The sequence below is a fragment of the Nocardia sp. CA-290969 genome (assembly GCF_050936135.1).
Lineage (GTDB): Bacteria > Actinomycetota > Actinomycetes > Mycobacteriales > Mycobacteriaceae > Nocardia.
Window position 1 is genome coordinate 1365262 of the sequence record NZ_JBNJNJ010000001.1, and the last position, 20959, is coordinate 1386220.

The 20959-nt window shown below is 68.9% G+C and carries 19 protein-coding genes; 14 read left to right on the forward strand and 5 right to left on the reverse strand.

The window, feature by feature from the left end; genetic code table 11:
• Positions 1-93: 93 nt before the first annotated feature.
• The 12 genes from ACQEVO_RS06460 to ACQEVO_RS06515 all read left to right on the forward strand — a co-directional run bounded on the left by ACQEVO_RS06460 (position 94) and on the right by ACQEVO_RS06515 (position 12187).
• Positions 94-393 (forward strand): hypothetical protein, encoded by a 300-nt coding sequence (locus ACQEVO_RS06460; RefSeq protein ID WP_195054491.1) that lies wholly within the window; start codon positions 94-96, stop codon positions 391-393.
• A 7-nt stretch (positions 394-400) separates the two neighbouring features.
• Positions 401-670 carry a hypothetical protein gene (locus ACQEVO_RS06465; protein ID WP_432922400.1) on the forward strand — a complete coding sequence of 90 codons (270 nt, stop codon included), beginning with the start codon at positions 401-403 and terminating at the stop codon, positions 668-670.
• A 31-nt stretch (positions 671-701) separates the two neighbouring features.
• A complete protein-coding gene (locus ACQEVO_RS06470) occupies positions 702-1343 on the forward strand; it encodes a hypothetical protein (RefSeq protein ID WP_432909838.1) in 642 nt (213 codons plus the stop codon).
• Positions 1340-2146, forward strand: coding sequence for a hypothetical protein (locus tag ACQEVO_RS06475; RefSeq protein ID WP_432909840.1), 807 nt, complete (start codon positions 1340-1342; stop codon positions 2144-2146). The genes ACQEVO_RS06470 and ACQEVO_RS06475 overlap by 4 nt, the downstream gene beginning before the upstream one ends.
• 5 nt (positions 2147-2151) lie before the next feature.
• Positions 2152-3717, forward strand: a complete 1566-nt coding sequence (locus tag ACQEVO_RS06480) for a hypothetical protein (RefSeq protein WP_432909842.1) — start codon at positions 2152-2154, stop codon at positions 3715-3717.
• A complete protein-coding gene (locus ACQEVO_RS06485; protein WP_432909845.1) occupies positions 3714-5204 on the forward strand; it encodes an SCO6880 family protein in 1491 nt (496 codons plus the stop codon). Before ACQEVO_RS06480 ends, ACQEVO_RS06485 begins: the two co-directional genes overlap by 4 nt.
• Positions 5205-5211: 7 nt before the next feature.
• The gene (locus tag ACQEVO_RS06490) at positions 5212-7272 is read left to right on the forward strand and encodes a hypothetical protein (protein WP_432909848.1); all 2061 of its coding nucleotides are present in this window, start codon (positions 5212-5214) and stop codon (positions 7270-7272) included.
• Positions 7269-7577: a transposase gene (locus ACQEVO_RS06495; RefSeq protein ID WP_432909851.1), complete on the forward strand. Its 309-nt coding sequence runs from the start codon at positions 7269-7271 to the stop codon at positions 7575-7577. Before ACQEVO_RS06490 ends, ACQEVO_RS06495 begins: the two co-directional genes overlap by 4 nt.
• A 70-nt stretch (positions 7578-7647) precedes the next feature.
• The gene (locus ACQEVO_RS06500; RefSeq protein WP_432922403.1) at positions 7648-9243 is read left to right on the forward strand and encodes a peptidoglycan DD-metalloendopeptidase family protein; all 1596 of its coding nucleotides are present in this window, start codon (positions 7648-7650) and stop codon (positions 9241-9243) included.
• Positions 9240-9839 (forward strand): hypothetical protein, encoded by a 600-nt coding sequence (locus tag ACQEVO_RS06505; protein WP_432909854.1) that lies wholly within the window; start codon positions 9240-9242, stop codon positions 9837-9839. The genes ACQEVO_RS06500 and ACQEVO_RS06505 overlap by 4 nt, the downstream gene beginning before the upstream one ends.
• A 30-nt stretch (positions 9840-9869) precedes the next feature.
• Entirely contained in the window at positions 9870-11750 is a 1881-nt protein-coding gene (locus ACQEVO_RS06510) for a type IV secretory system conjugative DNA transfer family protein (protein ID WP_432909857.1), read from the forward strand.
• Positions 11747-12187 carry a DUF4913 domain-containing protein gene (locus ACQEVO_RS06515; RefSeq protein WP_432909859.1) on the forward strand — a complete coding sequence of 147 codons (441 nt, stop codon included), beginning with the start codon at positions 11747-11749 and terminating at the stop codon, positions 12185-12187. Before ACQEVO_RS06510 ends, ACQEVO_RS06515 begins: the two co-directional genes overlap by 4 nt.
• Positions 12188-12268: 81 nt before the next feature.
• On the opposite strand, the gene ACQEVO_RS06520 is transcribed toward ACQEVO_RS06515, so the two are convergent.
• Both ACQEVO_RS06520 and ACQEVO_RS06525 read right to left on the reverse strand, forming a co-directional pair.
• Positions 12269-12865: a hypothetical protein gene (locus ACQEVO_RS06520; RefSeq protein ID WP_432909861.1), complete on the reverse strand. Its 597-nt coding sequence runs from the start codon at positions 12863-12865 to the stop codon at positions 12269-12271.
• A gap of 312 nt (positions 12866-13177) precedes the next feature.
• On the reverse strand, positions 13178-14059 hold the full coding sequence (locus ACQEVO_RS06525) for a peptidylprolyl isomerase (protein ID WP_432909864.1): 882 nt from the start codon (positions 14057-14059) through the stop codon (positions 13178-13180).
• A gap of 190 nt (positions 14060-14249) precedes the next feature.
• On the opposite strand from ACQEVO_RS06525, the gene hisS reads away from it, so the two are divergent.
• Both hisS and ACQEVO_RS06535 read left to right on the forward strand, forming a co-directional pair.
• Positions 14250-15515: a histidine--tRNA ligase gene (gene hisS / locus ACQEVO_RS06530; protein ID WP_432909865.1), complete on the forward strand. Its 1266-nt coding sequence runs from the start codon at positions 14250-14252 to the stop codon at positions 15513-15515.
• Positions 15516-15559: 44 nt separating this feature from the next.
• Positions 15560-16201, forward strand: a complete 642-nt coding sequence (locus ACQEVO_RS06535; protein WP_432909866.1) for a hypothetical protein — start codon at positions 15560-15562, stop codon at positions 16199-16201.
• Positions 16202-16452: 251 nt separating this feature from the next.
• On the opposite strand, the gene ACQEVO_RS06540 is transcribed toward ACQEVO_RS06535, so the two are convergent.
• The 3 genes from ACQEVO_RS06540 to ACQEVO_RS06550 all read right to left on the reverse strand — a co-directional run bounded on the left by ACQEVO_RS06540 (position 16453) and on the right by ACQEVO_RS06550 (position 20947).
• A complete protein-coding gene (locus tag ACQEVO_RS06540) occupies positions 16453-17538 on the reverse strand; it encodes a 2-oxoacid:ferredoxin oxidoreductase subunit beta (protein WP_432909868.1) in 1086 nt (361 codons plus the stop codon).
• Positions 17535-19496 (reverse strand): 2-oxoacid:acceptor oxidoreductase subunit alpha, encoded by a 1962-nt coding sequence (locus tag ACQEVO_RS06545; RefSeq protein WP_432909870.1) that lies wholly within the window; start codon positions 19494-19496, stop codon positions 17535-17537. Before ACQEVO_RS06545 ends, ACQEVO_RS06540 begins: the two co-directional genes overlap by 4 nt.
• Before the next feature lie 434 nt (positions 19497-19930).
• The gene (locus tag ACQEVO_RS06550) at positions 19931-20947 is read right to left on the reverse strand and encodes an Rv2578c family radical SAM protein (RefSeq protein ID WP_432909871.1); all 1017 of its coding nucleotides are present in this window, start codon (positions 20945-20947) and stop codon (positions 19931-19933) included.
• Between the last annotated feature and the right edge of the window lie 12 nt (positions 20948-20959).

The window sequence follows — 20959 nt, forward strand, 5'->3', positions numbered from 1 at the left end:
TGCCGTGATCGCCGTCGAGCACGTTCCCAGTTCCGTGCTCCCCGTGTTCGCGCGGACCCAATGTTGCACCTCAACTATCGAGAAAGGCACCCGATGAGCACCGTACTTCTCGCGGTTCACCAGGTTTACGACACCGCCGTCCTCGCGCAGATCGGCAATCCGACCCCGGAGGCACCGCCCGGTTCGGACAAGATCCTGCAGTTGGTCCGCTATCTCACCTGGTTCGTGCTGCTGTCCGGTATCTGCGGCATCATCTACGCGGGCGGCAAGTTCGCCTGGGAGAAGTGGACCGGTGGCGGTCTGGAATCCCCGAAGATGGTGGCGGGGGCGATGATCGGTGGCGTAGTGGCCACCAGCGCGGGCACCATCATGAACGCCGTCATCGGAACGTAAGGCTGTGATGGAATTGGTCGGGGCGGCCGAACTGCTGGCCTACAAGCAGATGCCGGCCGAGGTACTGGAACCGCTGATGCAGCTGCTGAACTGGCTGCTCTGGTTCGTTCTCATGGGGTGTCTGGCGTGGTTGATCGTCTCGGCGGGCAAATTGTGGCTCACCTTCAAGGGCGATCTGGCGATGAACGATGCCTCGCACGGAGTGCTCATGAGCCTGCTCGGCGCCACCGTCGCCAGCACCGCGTCGGGTATCGCCCTGGCGTTCCTGCCCGGATGAGCCGGGGCGAGGCGAGGGGAACGACCTGCGGATGAATTCGATCCACATACCGGCCGTCCGCCGGTTCGGTGCGCTGCGCGCTGCCGGTCTGCTGTCGGTGGCGCTACTGACCGGGGCCGTCGGCTGCGGTGCGGGTGACGCCGCGGCGCCGCCGGATCTGTCCGCGCCGCCGACGAATGTGCGCTGGCAACCCTTCCAAGGGGTACCGTTGCCGCATACCGATCAAGGTCCGTCCGCGGAAACCGACGGTGCGGCAACAGGTTTCGAGCACACGCCGACGGGCGCCGGGGTTGCGGCGATGGTGCATGCCGTGCGACTGTCGGTGGCCGATGACGGACAATGGTCGAATATCGCTGCCCGGGAAGTGGTTCCGGGGCCGGCGAAGGACGAATGGGCGGTGAACCGGGTGCAGGTGTCCATCAGCGGCCCGGCGGATCCGGTGTACGCGCCGCGCCTGCTCGGCTACCGGATCACCGAGTACACCGAGCAGCGTGCGCTGGTGGATGTGTACAGCGAGTATTCCGACAATTCGAAGGCGGTCAACCATACGGCGGTGGAGTGGTTCGCCCACGACTGGCGGTTACGCCTGCCGGCTCCGGATTCGACCGCCCGGCCGATCGAGCCCATCGACGAATTACCGAGTGAGACAGTGAAAGTGGAGGCACCGACGTGAGCGGGAAGGAGACCTACCAGCGTGACCGCGTCTCCTTCGGCGTCGTGGCGTCCGCGGCGGTACTGGCGCTGATCGTGGTCGTGGGCGTGGTCATGTGGACCGGTCGGGAGGACGAACCCGCGGCCGGGCCGGCTCCCGCGCCGGCGGTGGGCGAGGGTTTCGCCGACCCGGAGCTGGACGTGTTCAATCGCCGGGTCGATATCCCGAACAATCCCGCCGGCCAGGTGCTGCCGCAGGATCCGTCGCCCCAGCGCAACCCCGGGGATCCGGATTGGCTGACTGCGGCGCCGGCGGGTACCACCGGACCCCGGGGCTGGCAGCGGGTGTACGGCGCGTCCGTTCCGTTCTCCACCTCCGACGGTCCGCAGCGGATCGAGGACGGTCTGGCCGTGGGGTATTCGCATACCCCGCAGGGCGCCGCGCTGGCCGCGGCCCAGATCACCTATCGGCTCAACGCCCGTCCCGCGCACCGCGACCTCTACGTGCGGCAGGTGCGGGTGTCGGCGCAGCAGATCGCGGCCTACGACCAGGCGCTGGAAGCGGAACGGCTGCCCGAGCAGCAACCCGAATCGGTCACCAGGTATCTGGTGGCCTCCGATGCGTTCAAGATCGACGACTACGCCGACGACATGGCGATAGTGCGGCTGGCGCTGCGCGCTCCGGCGCTGGACGGGAAACCGGTATGGGTGACCATGCGGCTGATCATGGTGTGGGACGCGGGTGATTGGCGGTTGAAGCCGACCACCTCGCCGAACACGCAGACCGAGTATGTCGAATCGCTGGAGGGGTGGACTCGATGGTGATTCCGATGTTGGGACGGAAAGTGGAAGCTCAGGTAGTGCGCGAAGACAGCGGGCCCGACGGCCGGCGACCGGATCCCGCGGTATCCCGGCGGGTGTCACTGGCCAGACGCTTCGTCACCATCTTCGCGGTGATCTTCACCGTGATGGTCACGACTCCGGCCGTGGCCAACAGCCAGCCCTACGGCTGGGACCAGACCTGCAACGAAATCCACGACGCCCTCGACGATCTCGGTATTCCGGGTATCTCGCTCGGCGATGCCGCCTCGGCGGTGTGCAAGGCGGGTAATGCGGCCGCCCATCCCGGTGAGGCCGCGACGGCGGTCAAGGACAAAGCGTGGGATTCCACCTTCGGCAAGGTGGTGGATTCGCTGATGAACGGCCTGGGCGAGGCCATCATCCTGGCGCTGACCTTCTGGATGAAGGTGCCCAACGAGGTCACCAGTGATTCGGGCACGCTGTTTACCAAGATCAACGACTACACCTATCAGGTGCAGATATTGCTGCTGATCGCCTCGATCATCATCACCGGTCTACGCCTGGCCGAGGCCAGACGCGGGGCGGCCATGGACGAGGCGGCCGAATCGTTCCGGATGTTCACCAGAGTGGTATTCAGTTCGTGGATGCTCGGCGCCGTAATCGTCGCCGGCACCCAGGCCTCCGACCGGTTCGCCGAATGGATCATCCAGGATTCCACCAACGGCAATGCCCGCAACATGGCCGAGCTCATGGTGAAAACCAGTAAGCTGCAAGCCTTCTCACCAGGGCTGGTGCTCATCATCGCGATCGTCGGCCTCCTGGGCGCGCTCGCGCAGATCGTGCTCGCCATCGTGCGGCAGGGACTGCTGGTGATCGCGGCCGGGGTGCTGCCGCTGGCGGCCGCGGCATCCGGGATGAATACCGGCAAACAGTCGTATCAGAAGCTGGTCGGCTGGATCATCGCCTTCATGCTGTGGAAACCGGTGGCCGCGATCGTGTACATGATCGCGTTCACCACCGCCGGTCATGTGGACGAGATGACCCCCGCCGGTGGTCTGCCCGATGCGGAAGAGGCCCAGCGCATGCTCGTGGCGATCGTGCTGCTGTGCAGTGTCGCGTTCGTACTGCCCGCGCTGATGCGGCTGGTCACGCCCGCCGTGGCGATCGTGGGTAGTGGCGGCTCCGGCCTGACCGCCACCGGCGGCACGCTGCTCGCGGCCGCGGGCCTGGGTGCCATGGGAACCAAGGCGGTCGGCGCCAAGGGTGCGGCCGCGCCGGGCCGGGCCGGATACGTCGGCGGCGCGGCGGGTCCGCCGCCACCCGGCGGTGGCCGCGGCGGCGGGGCCCCGCGGCCCGTGCCGCCGCCGCGCGGAAGCGGCGGTGGCGGAGCGCCGGCCGCGCAACCACCACGGTCGGGCGAAGCGCCTCGTGGGGGCGGTGTACCGTCCGGTGCGTCCCGGGTGGCCGGCGGAATCGGTGCCGCCCGGTCCGCGACCGCCGGGATGACCCGCGCCGATCAAGCCATGGGCGATGTCGCGGGTGACCGCTGGACCAACCGTTCCCCCGACCTCGGTAGGAGCACCATCCCGCGATGACGAGCACCGAAACCTACGAACGCCGCTCCTACGGGCTGTGGCAGAAACCGCGCAGCGCCGGGCTTTTCGGGTTGCGGTGGGAAGAGACCGTGCTCGGCTTCGTGGTGGTCATCACCGCGCTGGTCGTCGCCATGGTCGGCGGTTTCCAATGGGGTGCCCTGGTGGGCGGGGTCGGTGTGGTGATCATGGCGCCCCTGGTCATGCGGTACGGGGGTCGCTCCGGCTACGAGACGGGATTGATGATGTTCCATTGGATGCGTTCGCGCAGCCGCGGCGAGCACGTGTACCGCGGCGGCCGGTTCTCCCGGGTGCCGGGTGGTTTCACCCGGCTACCGGGGTTGCTCGCCCCGTCGAAACTCTACGAGGGGATCGACGCCGGCGGCTACAGCTTCGGGATGATCCATCTGCCGCAGTTCGCGCAGTACACGGTGGTGCTACGGGCGTGGCCGCAGGGTCACGAGGCGGTGGACCAGCCGGTGATCGACCGCTGGGTTTCGGCTTGGGGCACCTTCCTGGCCTCGGTCGGGCAGACCAGCGATATCGTCGCCGTCGTCCCGGTGATCGATACCGTGCCGGAGACCGGGAACCGGTTGCTCACCGAGGTTTCCACGATCACCCGGCCCGAGGCACCCGACCTCGCCCAGCAGGTGATGTACGAACTGGCCACCGAACTTCCCCAGGAACGGGTGCAGTTGCTGCCCCGGGTCGCGATCACCTTCAAGGCGACCACCGCCGAACGGCGGAAGAACCCGGCCGAGGAGGCGGTCGAGATCGGCCGCCGGCTGCCCGGGATCTGTTCGGCGCTGGCCGAAGCCGGTGTGCGGGCCCAGCCGATGTCGGCCGAGGAGGTCATCTCCTTCATCCGGCGCAGCTACGATCCCGCCTCGCAGGCCGACCTCGAGGTCGCCGCCGGCGAACCGGAAGGTCACGGCCTGGACTGGGCGGATGCGGGCCCGGTCTCGCACGATGAGAAATGGGATCATCTGATCCACGACGGCGGCCGGTCGGTCACCTGGGAAATGGACACCGCACCGGAGGGCGCGGTGGACGAACGGGTATTGCAGCGGCTGCTCGCGCCGAACCCGGAGGTACCGCGGAAACGGATCGCCATCGTGTACCGGCCGCATTCGGCCGCCGACGCCGCCGAGATCGTGGACGACGATTTCAAGAACGCCCTGGTCGCCCAGCAGAGCGAACGCGGTGTGGTGTCGGCCTCGGCGACGCTGCGGGTGGGCGCGACCCAGCAGGCCCGCGAAGAGCAGGCCCGCGGGCACGGTGTCACCCGGTTCGGTGCGCTCGTCACCATCACCGAACCGCTGCGCGGTGATCTACCGCGGATCGAAGCAATCACCCGCGACCTGTCCACCCAGGCCCGGTTGAAGATCCGCCGGTGCTACCGCTATCAGGCCGCGGCCTTCGCGGCATCGCTCGGCTGCGGGGTGATCCTGCCCGAGCACGCGACCATTCCGAAAGCATTGGCAGGGTGAACGACTGATGGTACGCGAGCACGAGCCCCCTGTACGGGAACGGAACCGGGTCCGGGTCGCCACCGGCGACCGGGCGCGGTCGGGCCGGGACGAGGATCGGCGCGGCCGGGACGGCGAGCCCGGTACCGCCGCCGGACAGCGCCGCGAGGGCGGCCGCTCGCGTACCGAACGCCGGGGCGGTGCCCCGCGCGATACCGAAACCGCCCGGAACCCCCGCGAACGTGGTGCCGGTAACCGGGAGCGCGTGCGCCGCGCCCGGGTCGATACGACCGCCGACCGCGCCATGGGCACGCCCGAATTCGACAAGGCGGCGCGGCGGGCGCGGATGCGGGCCGAGAAACGTAAACAGTCGGGCCCGCCGCTGCTGGATTCGGCGACCAGGTCGCGGCTGGAGGAGGTCAGCCGGGAGGGTGCCGGATTACGCGCCGCCTGGGCGACGTTCCGTATCCGTACCGACGATATCCGGCGCCGTAACTACGCTGCCCGCGCCGAACAGGAATTCCAGGACGGATTCGACCGCCAGACCGCGCAACTGACCGATCGTGGTTTCGCCGGCGCCGGCGGTGGCCGGATGAACGTGGTCGGCCGCCCGGTCGAATACCGGGCCACCACCGCGCAGGTGGCCGGGCTGTGGCCGTGGTCGGTCGGGGCCGGCGCCCCGCTGATCGGTACGCCACTGGGATCGCATCTGCACACCGGCGCACCCGTCTGCTTCGACCCCATGAACTGGTTCATGCGCGGCAGCTTCATCACCGCGCCGAGCCTTTTCGTTCTGGGGCTCAACGGTTTCGGTAAATCCTCGCTGGTCCGCCGGATCGTGCTCGGCGGGGTGGCGCAGAACATCACCCCGCTGATCCTCGCCGATGTGAAACCCGACTACCGGAAACTGGTCGAACTGGTCGGTGGCCAGGTGATCGATCTGGGTTACGGCCACGGCAAACTCAATCCGCTCGCCGGTGGCGTGCTCGGCGATATCGTGCCGCGGTTGCACGAGCATCCGGAACTGCAACGCCAGGTTCTCCAGGATCTGCGCGCCCGGCAGGTCACGCTGATCGCCGGCCTGGTGGAACTGGTGCGCGGGGCGCGGGTCCGCGACTACGAGGAGACGTTGATCTCCACGGCGCTGCGGATCCTCTACCGGGCGGGCAGCGGCTTCACCCCCGATCGGCCGCCGATCATGGAGAATCTGCTCGAGGTCATCATCGCCGGCGGCGAGGAGATGATGCTCGACGCCGGCGCCGACAATGCCGGCGAATACCAGGAGGCGATCCGGGGCCTGCGCCGCTCGTTGCGGGCGCTCACCCAGGGGCCGTTCGGCGCGGTGTTCAACGGGCAGACCACCGTCCCGATCGACACCGATTCGGTTGCCGTGTGCATCGATGTGTCCCACATTCCCCAGGGGGACAAGAAACTCAAGGCCGCCGTCATGCTGGCCTGCTGGGCCGACGGGTTCGCCGCCGTGGAGGCCGCGCATACGCTCACCGACGCCGGGATGGCCCCGCAGCGGTACTTCCAGGTGGTGATGGACGAGCTGTGGCAGGTGCTCGGCCTGGGCGATTTCATGGTCGACCGGGTCGACGAACTGACCCGTCTGCAGCGCGGTATCGCCACGGCGCTGATCATGATCAGCCATACCATCAAGGATCTGCAGTCGCTCGGGTCGGAGGCGGCCATCGCCAAAGCCCTGGGCTTTCTGGAACGTGCGCGCGCCAAGATTTTCGGGGCGCTGCCGGCCGAGGAGATCAAACGGCTGGACAGTACGGTGCCGTTCACCGCCGCCGAGGAAGAGATGGTCACCAGTTGGTCGGCGCCGCAGGCGCTCACCGGAGAGGCCCTCAAACCGGGCCAGCTGCGGCCCGCGCCGCCGGGAACCGGCAAATTCCTGCTGAAGATCGGTGAGGATCGCCGGCCCGGGATCCCGTTCCATATGGAATTCACCGCGGCCGAGAAACTCAGCGGTATCCACGACACCAACCAGCGGTTCGAGGATTTCACCGCCCACCCCGGCCGGACCGGCGCCACCGCGGCCGGCGACGGCGCGTATTCCGGCGGAGGGAGCGGTTCATGATGCCGCACCGATCGTATCGGCGAGTATCACCCGAGGTCCGGGCTGCGGCGGTGGAACAGGTCATCGCACTGACCGGGAAACTGCGCAGCGAATCCGAGGCGTGCCGGGTGGTGGCCGAACAGATCGGGGTGCACACCAATTCGGTGCGTAACTGGGTGCGGGCCGCCGAAGGGCCGAGCCTGGAACGGCTGGACGCGGCCGCGCTGCGGCGCAAGGTCGCGCTGTTGCAGCAGCAACTGGCTGCCGCCGCCGAGGTGAACCGGGCGCTGGCCGATACGCTCAACGAAACCCGGCGTCGCACGTGAACCCTGCGAGGGCGCGGCGGTGAACGCGAAATCGGTGCTGTGGACGGCACTCGGGCTGGTACTGGGACTGATGACGATGATTCTGGTCATCGTGATGCCCGCTGTCGACGATCCGTGTGAAGGCGGTTCGGTCGTCGATCCCAGCGGGTCGGTGCCGCCGGGCGATGATCCGCGGGCGGCGGGGGAGACCCCGGCTTCGACCGCCAACCCGGCCGCCACCGCGACACCCGCCCTCGCCGCCGAGGCGGGGCCGCTGGACCGGACCTGGCCGATGGCGGCCGGAACATTTTCCGTCTCCGACGTCTTCGGCTCGCGCGGCGGCGGTCACAAGGGGATCGATATGGCGGCGCCCGACGGCACCCCCATCTTCTCCGTCGCCGACGGCGTGGTGGTGGCCGCGGGCCCGGCGTCCGGGTTCGGGAACTGGATCGTGGTCGATTCGGTCGATCCGCGCAACGGGCGGGCGTATTCCGCGGTATACGGCCATATGTGGGACCACGGGGTGCTGGTTCGCGTGGGGGAGCAGGTACGGGCCGGTCAGCATATCGGTGCGGTCGGCTCGGCCGGTGAATCCAGTGGCCCGCATCTGCATTTCGAGATCGTGCCCGGTGGCCGGTTCACCGGCGGCCGCCAGATCGACCCGGTGCCGTGGCTCGACGGGGCGCCCACCCCGGATATCGGCGGCGCCCGCGCCCATTCGACCGATCCGGCCTGCGTCCGCGGATTCGGCACGCCCGGCGGGGCCCTCGCCGGCGGAAAGGTGCCGCCGGAACTCGAGATCTGGTACCGCCGGGCCGGTTCCCTGTGCCCCGAGGTGACGCCGTCGCTGCTGGCCGCTCAGGGTCGCCAGGAATCCGGTTTCCGGCGCGGTCTCACCTCGCCGGCGGGTGCCCAGGGACTCGCGCAGTTCCTGCCCGGGACCGCCGCCAGTACCAATCCCGACGACGGGCAGCCCTACGTCATCGATGCCGACGGCAACGGGATCGCCAGCGTCTGGGACGACGGCGACGCCATCATCGGCCAGGGCAGGTACATGTGCGCGATCGCGCACAAGATCACCGGATGGATCGCCGAGGGCCGGGTCCAGGGTGATGTGGTCGCGTTGACGCTGGCCGCCTACAACGCGGGCGAAGGCGCGGTGCTGGCGTCCGGCGGGATGCCCAACCAGTTCCCCGCGCACTATTCGGAAACCCAGCCCTACGTCGCGAATATCCTGGCGATGGAAGCGGAATACCGGGACCCCGGCGCGGCCGGGCGGTTCGCACCCGATACCGAGGCCGTCCCGGGCGACGAGATCGTGCGGGCGGCCCACGAATGGCTGGGCACGCCGTACGTCTGGGGTGGCGGTGGGCCCCAGGGTCCCACCGGAGGCGGCCTCGATGGACCGGGCCTGACCGCGGCCGCGGTATTCGCCGCCTCCGCCGGTGCGGTCTCGCTGCCACGCACCGCCGAACAGCAGTGGGAGGCCGGTACCGAGGTCTCGTTGCGCGAGATACAGCCGGGCGACCTGGTTTTCAGTGAATTCGGCGACCGCGGTCCGGCGCAGGTCGGGATCTACGCCGGAAACGGGCAGATGATCCATGCGGCGCCGGCTGCGACCGCCGACGCCGGCGGAGTGTCTCAGGCCCCGGTCCCCGGCGACGCCCGAGCGAGGAGGGTGCTGTGAACACGCGCGGATCGACGGCTGCTGCGGCGCCGCGGCGGTTAGCCTGGAACCAGAAGACTGGTGCGGGTGCGGGACTGGTGGTGGTGCTGATGCTGGGCATCACGATGCTGAGTGGCTGCGGCGGCGTCGATCCGGGAACGGCCGGTGAGCCGGCTGTTTCGACCACGCGGCAGCTCGAGGCCGTGCCCGCACCGGATCCGGCGACGCCCGACGGTGTCGCGGTGGCCGCGTTGCGCGAGATCTACCGGTGGGAACCGGCCACCGAGGTGCCCGGTGACTCGCTGGAGCGGGCGCGGAGGTTTCTGGGTCCCAGTTTGCTGCGGGTCCTGGAGGCGCCCTCGGATACCGCGTCGGCACCGTCCGTTTCGCTGCGCTGGGGCGAATGGGCGGCGGCGGGCGCCCGGGTCGACGCGTTCACTTTCGCGTCCGGGGATCGCCCGCCCGCGGGCCCGGATCCCGATATACGGCAGTACAAGATCGGAATCGAACAGACCGTCGTCTACCCGGACGGCCGCGAGGAATCCCTGGCGCCGGCCACCGTGATCGCCACCGTGGTGCGCACGCCCACGGGCTGGCGACTCGACGGTTACCGGTGACCACGGGCGGGGACCACTGAGGAGGCAGGTATGGCGAAGAAGAAACCGATCAAGGATCCGGCCGTCCCCGGGCCCGACCCCACCCTCGTCGCGATCTACGTCGGCGGCGCCATCCTGGGAACACTGTGGGTGGCGGTCCATCTCGGCAATATGCTCTCGCTGCAGAAACAAGATATGCCGGTCAACCCGATCGGCATCATCGCCGGAATGGTCCGCGGCGATCTGCGCTGGCCCACCGGGGCCACGGTGATCCTGATCCTGATCGTCGCCGGGCTGATCGGCTTCGTGCTGTGGCGGCGGTGGTCGACGGCCAAACGCAATGTGGGCCGCCTCGCCGTGGACGACAAGGCCCAGTTCATCGGCAACGGCGGCGCCATTTCCGCACTCACCGAAGCCGGGGTCCGGGAGAAGGCCCAGCAACTCGGTGTGCGGCTGGGCTACAACGACGCACCGGGCGTGCCGATCGGGGTCGCGGTGGCCGACGGGGTGATGCTGTACGGGTCCTACGAGGATCTGCATCTGGACATTTGGGGCCCGCGCCAGGGGAAATCCAGTTCCCGGGTCATCCCGGCGATCCTCAACGCCATCGGCCCGGTCCTGGCCACCTCCAACAAACGCGATGTGGTGGACGCGACCCGGGATGTCCGCGAGGCCAAGGGCAGCAAGACGTTTGTCTTCGACCCGCAGGGCGTGGCCGCCGAGGACCCCACCTGGTACTGGAACCCGCTCGACTGGGTGGACGCGCACAGCGACGGGTGCGAGATGCGGGCGGCGCGGCTGGCCGGGCATTTCGCCGACGCCGACGCCGGTTCGGACAGCAAGAGCGACAACTATTTCGACCCGGAGGCCGAGGATCTGCTGGCCGGTCTCTTCCTCGCCGCGGCGGTCGACCGGCGGCCCATCACCCAGATCTGGGAGTGGGTGACCGACCCGCAGAACACCGAGCCCATCCGGCTGCTGCGCGAGGCCGACCACAATTACACGGCGTCCGGCCTGGCCGCCCAGTACAACGCCGATCCCCGTACCCGTAGCGGGATCTTCGGTACGGCCAAGAAGATGGTGCGCTGCCTGAAACTGCGCAATGTGCACAAATGGGTGACACCGCGGTCCAGCACAGACGAACTGGACCGGGTGCAGTTCGACGAACTGGAGTTCATCGAGAAGAACGGCACGCTCTACAGCCTTTCCCTGGAGGGCCGGGGCTCGGCCGCCCCGCTGGTCAGCGCGCTCACCGAGGCCGTGATCGATGTGGCCATGCGGAAGGCGTCGCGGTCGGCGTTCGGGCGACTGCCGATCCCGCTGCTGGCCGTCCTGGACGAGGCCGCCAATGTGGTGCGCTGGAAGGATCTGCCCAAGCAGTACAGCCATTTCGGATCGCGCGGCATCGTGGTGATGACGGTGCTGCAGTCGTGGGCTCAGGGCGCGCGCTGCTGGGGCGAGGACGGGATGAACGCGCTGTGGTCGGCCGCCAACATCAAGGTGCTCGGCAGTGGCGTCGACGACGCGAATTTCCTGCGGGAGCGCTCGGAGGCAATCGGCGAGCATTCGGCGATTTCCGGCTCGGTCTCGGAATCCAAGGGCGGTAAGAGCTATTCGCGCTCGCTCGGCTCGTCGAAGACCTTCACGGTGCAGGCGCTGGCGACATTGCCGCGCGGCCGGGCGATCGTGTTCTCCTCCGGGGCTCCGCCCGTGCTGGTGCGCACTGTGCCATGGTGGGAAGGCGAGTACGCGTCCCAGGTGAAGAAGTCCATCGAACAGCACGATCCGCAGCGCAAAACGCGGATCCCCGACCTCATCGGCTCCCCGTCGCTGATCAAATCGGCACCCCCGGAGCCGGACAACGGCCCGGGCGAGACACCCCCGGGGCCCGATAACGGACCGGAGAACAGGCAGGAGGTTCGACCGCTGTGACCGAGACGACCGAGCAGCAAGGACAACTCGTTTACAACAACGAGGTCGATTTCGTCGAGAACTATCTGAGCGTTGTCTATCGCCGCCAGGTCAGCGACCTCAGCGATACCGTGTGGTGCCCGGAATGGTGGAAGCATATCGAGGCCGTCGTGCGACTGCAGGCGGTATGGCGGGCCTGGGAGCATCTGCGCCAGGATCCCGCGACAGGCCTGAGCGTATGGTTCCTCGACCACGCCGACCCCCATATGGCCGTACTGCTCAATCCCCGTGGTCCGTTCAAGTACTGCAGTGTCCGCAACGGGCACAAGGAAATGCTCGAACCGTTGCCGACGGTCACCCCGCCCGACGGGCTGCTGAGCACGCCGGATGACGAGACCGTTGCGGCTGCCGAGTCCGCGGCGGCCGGTGGCGTGGAGATAACCGACCCGCGGCACTGAGCCGCCGCGGGCCGGGGCATCATCCCGGTGACGAGAAAGCGCCCGCCGGTGGCGGGCGCTTTCTCGGTGCGGCGCAGTCGGCTACCGGCTGCGTTCGAGGCCGCGGGCGAGTTCCTGCTGTTCCCGTGCCCGCTGGACGGCGGGCGCCCGCTCCGGACGGGTGCGTACGGCCTCGCTCGCCGGTTTCGCCTGACTCACCTCGACCAGCATCCGTGCCGCCGCGAGTTCCGGTGCGACTCCGATCCGGGCCAAATGCGCGGCGAGGGCTTCGCGCCGCGCCGCGGAGTCGTAGCTCATGGTCGTGGCCGCGGCGCTCACCTGCTCGGTGGAGCTCTCGGCGAACCGCTCCATCGTGAATCGATCCTTCTGTAGCTGCACGCCGCGGTAGCCGCCGTTCTCCTTGTGCGGGACCGCCGGACCCGGCTTCACCTCCGCCACCGACCGCGAAATGGTCTGGGCCAATGCCAGGTTGCGAGGATCCTTGGCCTTGGCATCGCGGGCTTCGCGGATCTGCAGTTCGCGGGCCTCCTTCACCCGCGCCTCGGTGAGTTTCACGCGGGCCTCGGCCTCGCGCTGGCCGCGTTCCCGGGCCTTGAGCGCGACCAGGGTCGCGATCTGCAACATCGTTTTCATCATGGCCGCGGTTTCCCGGCCGATATCGTCCAGTTCCTCGGACATGGCTGCTCCCGACACTGCGCTGTTCACTATTGGGTGTTCATGGTGCCCGGCGGCGGCGGACCGCGCCGGGCGAATCGGGATTCGCCACACGACCCGCGGACCGCCCGCCGGGTTCTGGCCTTCCGGACACGTGCGCCGGAAGAACCCGCCGGCAGCGCCCCGGCCCGTAACGGCGACCGGCGAGCGCGACATGGTCACGCGCACTCCCTGTTTCGAGATTACCCGAGAACTGGGGGCACAGTCGGTGCAACGTAACGCCGACCAGCATATATCTACGGAATCGGCACGGGTGCGAACCCGCCGGAACCGAGATCAGTCGATACGCACCGAATTCACCGTCACCGGCTGATTCGGTTTGCCGTCACCCGGGCCGTTGGACTCGTCCTGACCGGCCTCGGCGATCTTGTCCAGGGTCGCCAGGCCGCCCTCGTCCACCGTGCCGAAGATCGTGTAGTTGGGCGGCAGCATGGAATCGCCGTAGACGACGAAGAACTGGCTGCCGTTGGTCCCCGGCCCGGCGTTGGCCATGGCCAGGACACCGCGCTGATAGCTGATCGGCGTCTGCAGGGCCGGATCGCCCGGTGCGAACTGGTCGGTGGGGTATTCGTTGTCGAACTGGTAGCCCGGTCCGCCGGAGCCGGTACCGGTCGGATCACCGCACTGCAACACCTTCAGGCCCTCGCCCTGTGTGAGACGGTGGCAGTCCGTGCCGTCGAAATAGCCCTGGCCCGCCAGGCTGGCAAAACTGTTCACGGTGCACGGCGATTCGGCGTTGTTCAGAGTCAGTCCGAGCGGGCCCTGATTGGTGTCCATGCTCAGGCTCAGCGTCGCGTTGCCGTCGCCGGTCTGGATACCCTCCGAGCGCGGCTTCTCCACCGGTTTGGCCGCCGGCTCGGGCGTGTCGTTGTAGGCACAGTTCACGGTGGCCGGTTTCGCCGCCGCGGGCGGCGGCGCGGCCGCGGCGGGTGTGCTCGACAACGAGGCGTCGGGCGTCTGTGAGGCGGCCGTATCCGCATCGTCGGAGCCGCGGGTCAGGAAATACACACCCGTCACCGCGGCGATCACCACGACGACACCGAGCGCGGATCCGGCGATGGTGAGTTGCTTGCGCTTGCGCGCGCGTTCGGCTCGGTTGGCGAGCTGGCGTTCCAGCTTGCGTTTCGCCGCCGCTCTGCGCTGTTCGTTGCTCGGCACTACCACGTTCCTCCCGTGCGGCGGCCGGGCCCGGGCCCGGCCGGTCGCTGCTGGTCTGTTACTTCCGGGACTAGAGTCTGCCATCCCGGGCCGCGCACCCCCGGATATCGCCCGGGACCGCATGCCGGGCCGGCGGGTGCGCGGTAACCGGTTGGACTCGACCCGCCCGGGTGGGGGAAACTGGTTCACCGTGACCAAGACCAGCAGCTTCTCCGCCCCGAAGGGGGTGCCGGATTACGTCCCGCCCGGTTCGGCCGAGTTCGTCGCGGTACGCGACGGCCTGCTCCGCGCCGCCCGACTCGCCGGGTACGGGCATATCGAGCTGCCGATCTTCGAAGACACCGAACTGTTCGCCCGCGGTGTCGGCGAATCCACCGATGTCGTGAGCAAGGAGATGTTCACCTTCTCCGACCGCAGCGAGCGCAGCGTGACCCTGCGCCCCGAGGGCACCGCCGGCGTGATGCGCGCGGTGATCGAACACGGCCTCGACCGCGGCCAGCTCCCGGTGAAACTGAGCTACGCGGGACCGTTCTTCCGCTACGAGCGACCGCAGAAGGGCCGCTACCGGCAGCTGCAGCAGGTCGGGGTGGAGGCCATCGGAGTCGACGATCCCGCGCTCGACGCGGAGGTCATCGCCGTGGCCGACGCCGGGTTCCGCGGCCTGGGTCTCACCGGGTTCCGGCTCGAGATCACCTCGCTCGGCGACGAGACCTGCCGGCCGCAATACCGCGAGCGGCTCCAGGAATTCCTGTTCCGCCTCGACCTCGACGCCGAGACCCGGCGCCGCGCCGAAATCAACCCGCTGCGCGTGCTCGACGACAAGCGGCCCGAGGTACGCGAGATGACCGCGGACGCCCCGCTGATGCTCGATCACCTGTCGGAATCGGCGAAGGCCCACTTCGACCAGGTCCTCGCGCACCTCGACGCCCTGGGCGTGCCGTACGTGCTGAACCCGCGGATGGTGCGCGGTCTGGACTACTACACCAAGACCACGTTCGAATTCGTGCACGACGGCTTGGGCGCGCAATCCGGCATCGGTGGCGGCGGTCGCTACGACGGGCTCATGGCGGAACTGGGCGGGCAGGAACTGTCCGGCATCGGGTTCGGGCTCGGGGTGGATCGCACGGTCCTGGCCCTGGCCGCGGAAGGCGTCGCCGCGGGCGATCCCGCTCGCTGCGAGGTGTTCGGCGTGGCGCTCGGTGACGCCGCCAAACGACGGATGGTGGTACTGGCCGGCGAGCTGCGGGCGGCCGGGATCAGCGTCGACCTGGTCTACGGTGACCGCGGAGTCAAGGGGTCGATGAAGGCCGCCGACCGGTCGGGTGCCCGCTACACCCTGATCCTCGGCGACCGCGACCTGGCCGAGCAGACGATCGGGCTGAAGGATATGCGCACCGGCGACCAGCGCCAGATCCCGTTGGACCGGATCGTCGCGACGCTGTCCGACCGGCCGTAGTACTCTGCGGGCGACCCCGCCCCCCGGAACCGAAAAGCGCCACCGTGACCGATTCGCCGACCGAAGCCCACCAGCCGATCGGGTTGGACCTGGTAGCGCCCGAGATGCTGGCGCCGCTGATGCGGCGCTTCGCGCTGATCGCGGGCATCGTCTCGATCGGGATCGGCGTGGTGGTCGGACTCTTCTTCGGCACGGTGCCCGGGCTGGTCACCGCTCTCGTGCTCGCCGTCCCGGCGGTCGGCCAATTCCTGGCACCACGGCGCCGGCGGCTGTGGTTGACCGGGAACACGCTGTACGCACGCAGGCTGTGGCGCACCCGGCGGCTGGAGGTGCCCGCGACGACCGGGGTCGAGTTGCTGATCTACCCCGGCCGGATCAGTCGCGTGGTACTCCGGCTCACCGCCGGGCCGGACCGGCAGGTCGTACCGCTGGCCCTGTACACGGATGCGGGCAGCGGCCGGGAGCTGCATATCCTCGGGCTGCGCCGGCTGGCCGACGCACTGTCCCGCAGCGAGCTCGCGGCCGGGGTCGCGGTGGCCGACCTGTTGGTCCATCAGTTACGGGCCGAAGCCCGCGATGCGGGGCTCGGGGAACGGCCGCTGTATCGGGCGGTCACGTCAGCGCGCGCCAAGGACTACGTCGCACCCATCGTGCTCACCGACGCGGAAATTGCCGGGTTGTACTGACTCCTGCCTCCACCTTGTCCAGGATGGCCAGGGAACGCAGGGACGGGCCGAAACGTCCAAATGCCTCGCTGGACTCGGCGCCGCCGTGGTTGCGTTGGGTGCTGGGGTGAGTCCTGTGAGTGTCTTGTCGGGCTCGGGGCCGGCGTAGTTGCGTTCGGCTTCGGGGCGTGGTGTGCGGAAATCGGCAACGGTACGACTGGGCGACCCGCTGTGTGGCTGTGTTCGGTGCCGCGGTACTCGGCGGCAGTTGCCTACACGGTCCAGGTTTCCGTGCCGGTGAGCAAGCCCTGCAGGGCGTCGGGGGTTACCGGGTCCTTCTCCTGGGCGACGGTGGTCTGGGCGCGGACGCCGTCGTCGTAGGTGGGGCGGTCGACGGACCGGAAGATGCCGGTGACCACGTGGTCGAGATCCTGGTCGGAGAGGCGAGAGAGGGCGTAGGCGTATTCGGGGTCGTCGCGGTGGGCGTCGTGGACGACGATATCGGTCTCGGCGACCTCCGCCGTCGGTGCCACGGTGAGCCCGAAACCGCGCTGGACCACCGCGTATTCGCCGTCGGCGCCGAAACGCAGGGGTTGTCCGTGGCGCAGCGGGATCAGGCGCGATTCGCTGTCGCCGCGGCGCAGCACATCGAAGGAGCCGTCGTTGAAGATCGGGCAGTCCTGCAGGATCTCCACGAACGAGGTCCCGCGATGTTCGGCGGCGGCGCGCAGCACTTCGGTGAGACCGGCGCGATCGGAGTCCAGGGCCCGGGCCGCGAAGGTCGCTTCCGCACCGAGCGCGATCGAGAGCGTGTTGAACGGGTGGTCCACCGAGCCCATGGGTGTGGATTTGGTGACCTTGCCCGCTTCCGAGGTGGGGGAGTACTGGCCCTTGGTGAGCCCGTAGATCCGGTTGTTGAACAGCAGGATGGTCATGTTCACATTGCGCCGCAGGGCGTGGATCAGATGGTTGCCGCCGATCGAGAGTGCGTCCCCGTCGCCGGTGACCACCCAGACCGACAGATCCGGCCGGGTCACCGCGAGCCCGGTGGCGATGGCGGGGGCGCGGCCGTGGATCGAGTGGATTCCGTAGGCGTCGAGGTAGTAGGGGAAGCGGCTCGAGCAGCCGATCCCGGAGACGAACATCAGGTTCTCCCGGCGCAGGCCCAGCTCGGCCAGGAAACCACGCACGGTGGCGAGGATGACGTAGTCGCCGCAGCCCGGGCACCAGCGCACCTCCTGATCGGAGGTGTAGTCCTTGGCCTTCTGCGGGCCGTCCGCCGTCGGTACGCCGGACAGTCCGGACACCGGTGTGATGCCGAGGTCGGTTCCGGTCAGCGAGGTATCGATAATGGTCATGATGCGCCCCCGTTCCTCCGATAGGTCGCCTGTGCGCGCGCGGTGAAGGCCTTGCTCTGCTCCAGTTCGGCCAGCGTGCCGTCCAGTGCCGCGTCGATCACGCCGACCAGCTCCTGCGCGGAGAACGCCGTTCCCGCCACCTTCGTCCATGGTTGCACGTCCACCAGGTACTTCGCCCGAAGCAGCCAGGCCAGCTGCCCGCCGTTCATCTCCGGTGCGACCACCGTGTCGTAGCGGCGCAGGACGTCGCCGAGGTCCGGGGGCAGCGGGTTGAGATGCCGAAGATGCAGCTGGGCGACCCGCGCGCCGCGGCGCCGGACGCGCCGGCAGGCCTCGCCGATCGGCCCGTAGGAGCTGCCCCAGCCGACGAGCAGGACGCGCGCCGCGCCGTCGGGGTCGTCGACCTCCGCGGGTGGTACGGAGATACCGTCGATCTTGGCCTGGCGCAGCCGCACCATCAGTTCGTGGTTGGCGGGGTCGTAGGAGATGTCACCGCTGCCGTCGGCCTTTTCCAGGCCGCCGATCCGGTGCGCGCGGCCCGCGGTCCCCGGCACCGCCAGCGGCCGGGCGAGGGTTTCCGGGTCGCGGGCGTAGGGCTGGAAATCCCCGTCGCCCGCGGGCTCGAACGCCGGATCGATCGGCTCGAGCTCGCCGACCGCGGGGATGGCCCACGGTTCGGAGCCGTTGGCGATCGCCCCGTCCGACAGCAGCAGCACGGGTGTCCGGTAGGTGAGCGCGATCCGGGCCGCCTCCACCGCCGTGGCGAAACAATCGGCCGGCGACCGCGGCGCCAGCACCGCGACCGGGGATTCACCGTTGCGGCCGTAGAGCGCCTGGAGCAGATCGGCCTGCTCGGTTTTGGTGGGCAGGCCGGTCGAGGGGCCGCCGCGCTGGACGTCGACGATCACCAGCGGCAGTTCGGTCATCACGGCCAGCCCGATGGTTTCGCTCTTGAGCGCCAGCCCCGGACCGGAGGTACTGGTGACCCCGAGCGCACCGCCCAGCGACGCGCCCAGGGCCGCGCCGATCCCGGCGATCTCGTCCTCGGCCTGGAAGGTGGTGACGCCGAAGCGCTTGTGCTTGCTCAGTTCGTGCAGGATGTCGGAGGCCGGGGTGATCGGATAGGTGCCCAGGAACAGCGGGATCCCCGCCAGCGACCCGGCGGTGATGAGGCCGTAGGCCAGCGCGGTGTTGCCGGTGATCTGCCGGTAGGTGCCCGCGGGCAGGGTGGCCGGGGCCACCCGGTAGGTGGTGGCGAAGGCCTCGGTGGTCTCGCCGTAGTTCCAGCCCGCCCGGAAGGCGAGGATATTGGCCTCGGCGATCTCCGGTTTCTTCGCGAATTTCTCCCGCAGGAACTTCTCGGTGCCACCGAGGGGGCGTCCGTACATCCAGGACAGCAGGCCCAGCGCGAACATGTTCTTCGCGCGCTGCCCGTCTTTTTTACCCACCCCGGCCGTTTCGGTGGCGGCCAGGGTCAGCGAGGTCATCGGCACGCGGTGCACGACGAAATCCGCGAGGTCGTCACCGGCCAGCGGGTCGGCGGCGTAGCCGACCTTGGTGAGGTTGCGTTTGGTGAATTCGTCGGTGTTGACGATGAGCGTGCCGCCGCGCGGTAGTTCGGCGAGGTTGGCCTTGAGCGCCGCCGGATTCATCGCGACCAGCACATCCGGCTGATCGCCGGCGGTGAGGATATCGTGGTCGGCGATCTGGATCTGGAACGACGACACACCCGGCAGGGTGCCCTGTGGTGCCCGGATCTCGGCCGGGAAGTTGGGCTGGGTGGCCAGATCGTTGCCGAATGCCGCCGCCTCGTGGGTGAACCGGTCGCCGGTGAGCTGCATACCGTCACCGGAATCGCCCGCGAACCGGATGACGACCCGATCCAGTACCGCTGCACCGGTGGGGTTTTCGGCGGGCGCGGTATCGGACGGGGCGATGTTGTCGGGGTGCGAAACCATACGCGTGCTTCACTTCCTCGTCGAAATGAGCTACCAGTCGCCAACCTACCCTTGCCGGGGGTCGCTGCGCCGGGAAAATGCGTGTCCGGTGCGGCGTGTGCGCCCTTCGACGGGGTCGCGCCGGGCGACGGCTCGGCGGCGCGAACAAGAAAACCGCAGGTAGAGATTCTGTGTGGAGAAGATGCCGGGCGCCGACACTGCGAGACAACTGGCCGGACCGGTGTCCGGGGGAGTGTGGCCTGTCCGTCGATGCTGAGGCCCCGGCGGGCGGGCATTCGACTATCAACTGCGGCGGCGCACTGTGCCGTGCCGGTCGAGCACGCGCGACGCCGCGGTCCCTTCATGGATGATCGCGCGGAATTCCTCCGTGCGACCGGCCGTCGCGGGTGTGGCCTCGGCCGGGCCGTGACGGTCTCCGGGGCCGGCTGTGACGCTCAGGCGAACAGTTCGAGTTGCGGCACGCCGGCCGGCTCGGGCGCGGGAGGGGTCTCAGGTAGTCGGGGCTCCTCGGAGAGCAGTCCGTGCTCGCGTAACAGCGGATCGACCCGCTCCCGGAGCCAGCTCGCGTACTCCGGGGCCACGGTCGCGCCGCGCCGGTAGAGCTGCCGGTACCGGCGCAGCAGCGCCGGATGGGTCTCGGCGAGCCAGCCCAGGAACCAGCCGCGGGTACTGCCGCGCAGATGCAGTGGCAGGACCACCGCCGAGGTGGCCCCGGCGGCGGCGAGTTCGCCGAACAGGTCGTCGAGCTGGGCCCGGCCGTCGGTGAGATACGGGATCACCGGCGCCACCATCACATTCACCGCGAAACCGGCATCACCGCACGCGCGCACCAGATCCAGGCGGGCACGCGGCGTGGGCGTGCCGGGTTCCAGGCCGCGGTGCAACTCCGGATCCAGCAGTGCCAGCGAGATACCGATATGCGCCGGCACTTCGCGGGCGGCCAGGCTCAGCAGCGGCAGATCCCGGTGCAGCAGGGTGCCTTTGGTGAGGATCGAGAACGGTGTCCCGGAATCGGTGAGGGCCCGGATGATTCCGGGCATCAGCCGGTACCGGCCCTCGGCCCGCTGGTAGGGGTCGGTATTGGTGCCCAAGGCCACCCGCTCCCGATGCCAGGAGCGGCGGGTGAGTTCGCGGCGCAGGACCGCCGCGATATTCGTTTTCACGACGATCTGGGTGTCGAAATCCGTTCCGGCGTCGAGTTCCAGGTATTCGTGCGACCCGCGCGCGAAACAGTAGCGGCAGGCGTGCGAACATCCGCGCATCGGATTGATCGTCCACCGGAACGGGAGATTCGATTCGTCGGGAACCTTGTTGAGGGCGCTCTTACACAGGACTTCGTGAAAGGTAATGCCCTCGAACTCGGGAGTCTGTACAGTGCGGGCGAATCCGGCCCGGCCGAGGCCGGGCAGTGCGCCGTCGTCGGCGTCCAGGGTCTGGTTCTGCCACCGCACGCGACCAGTCGA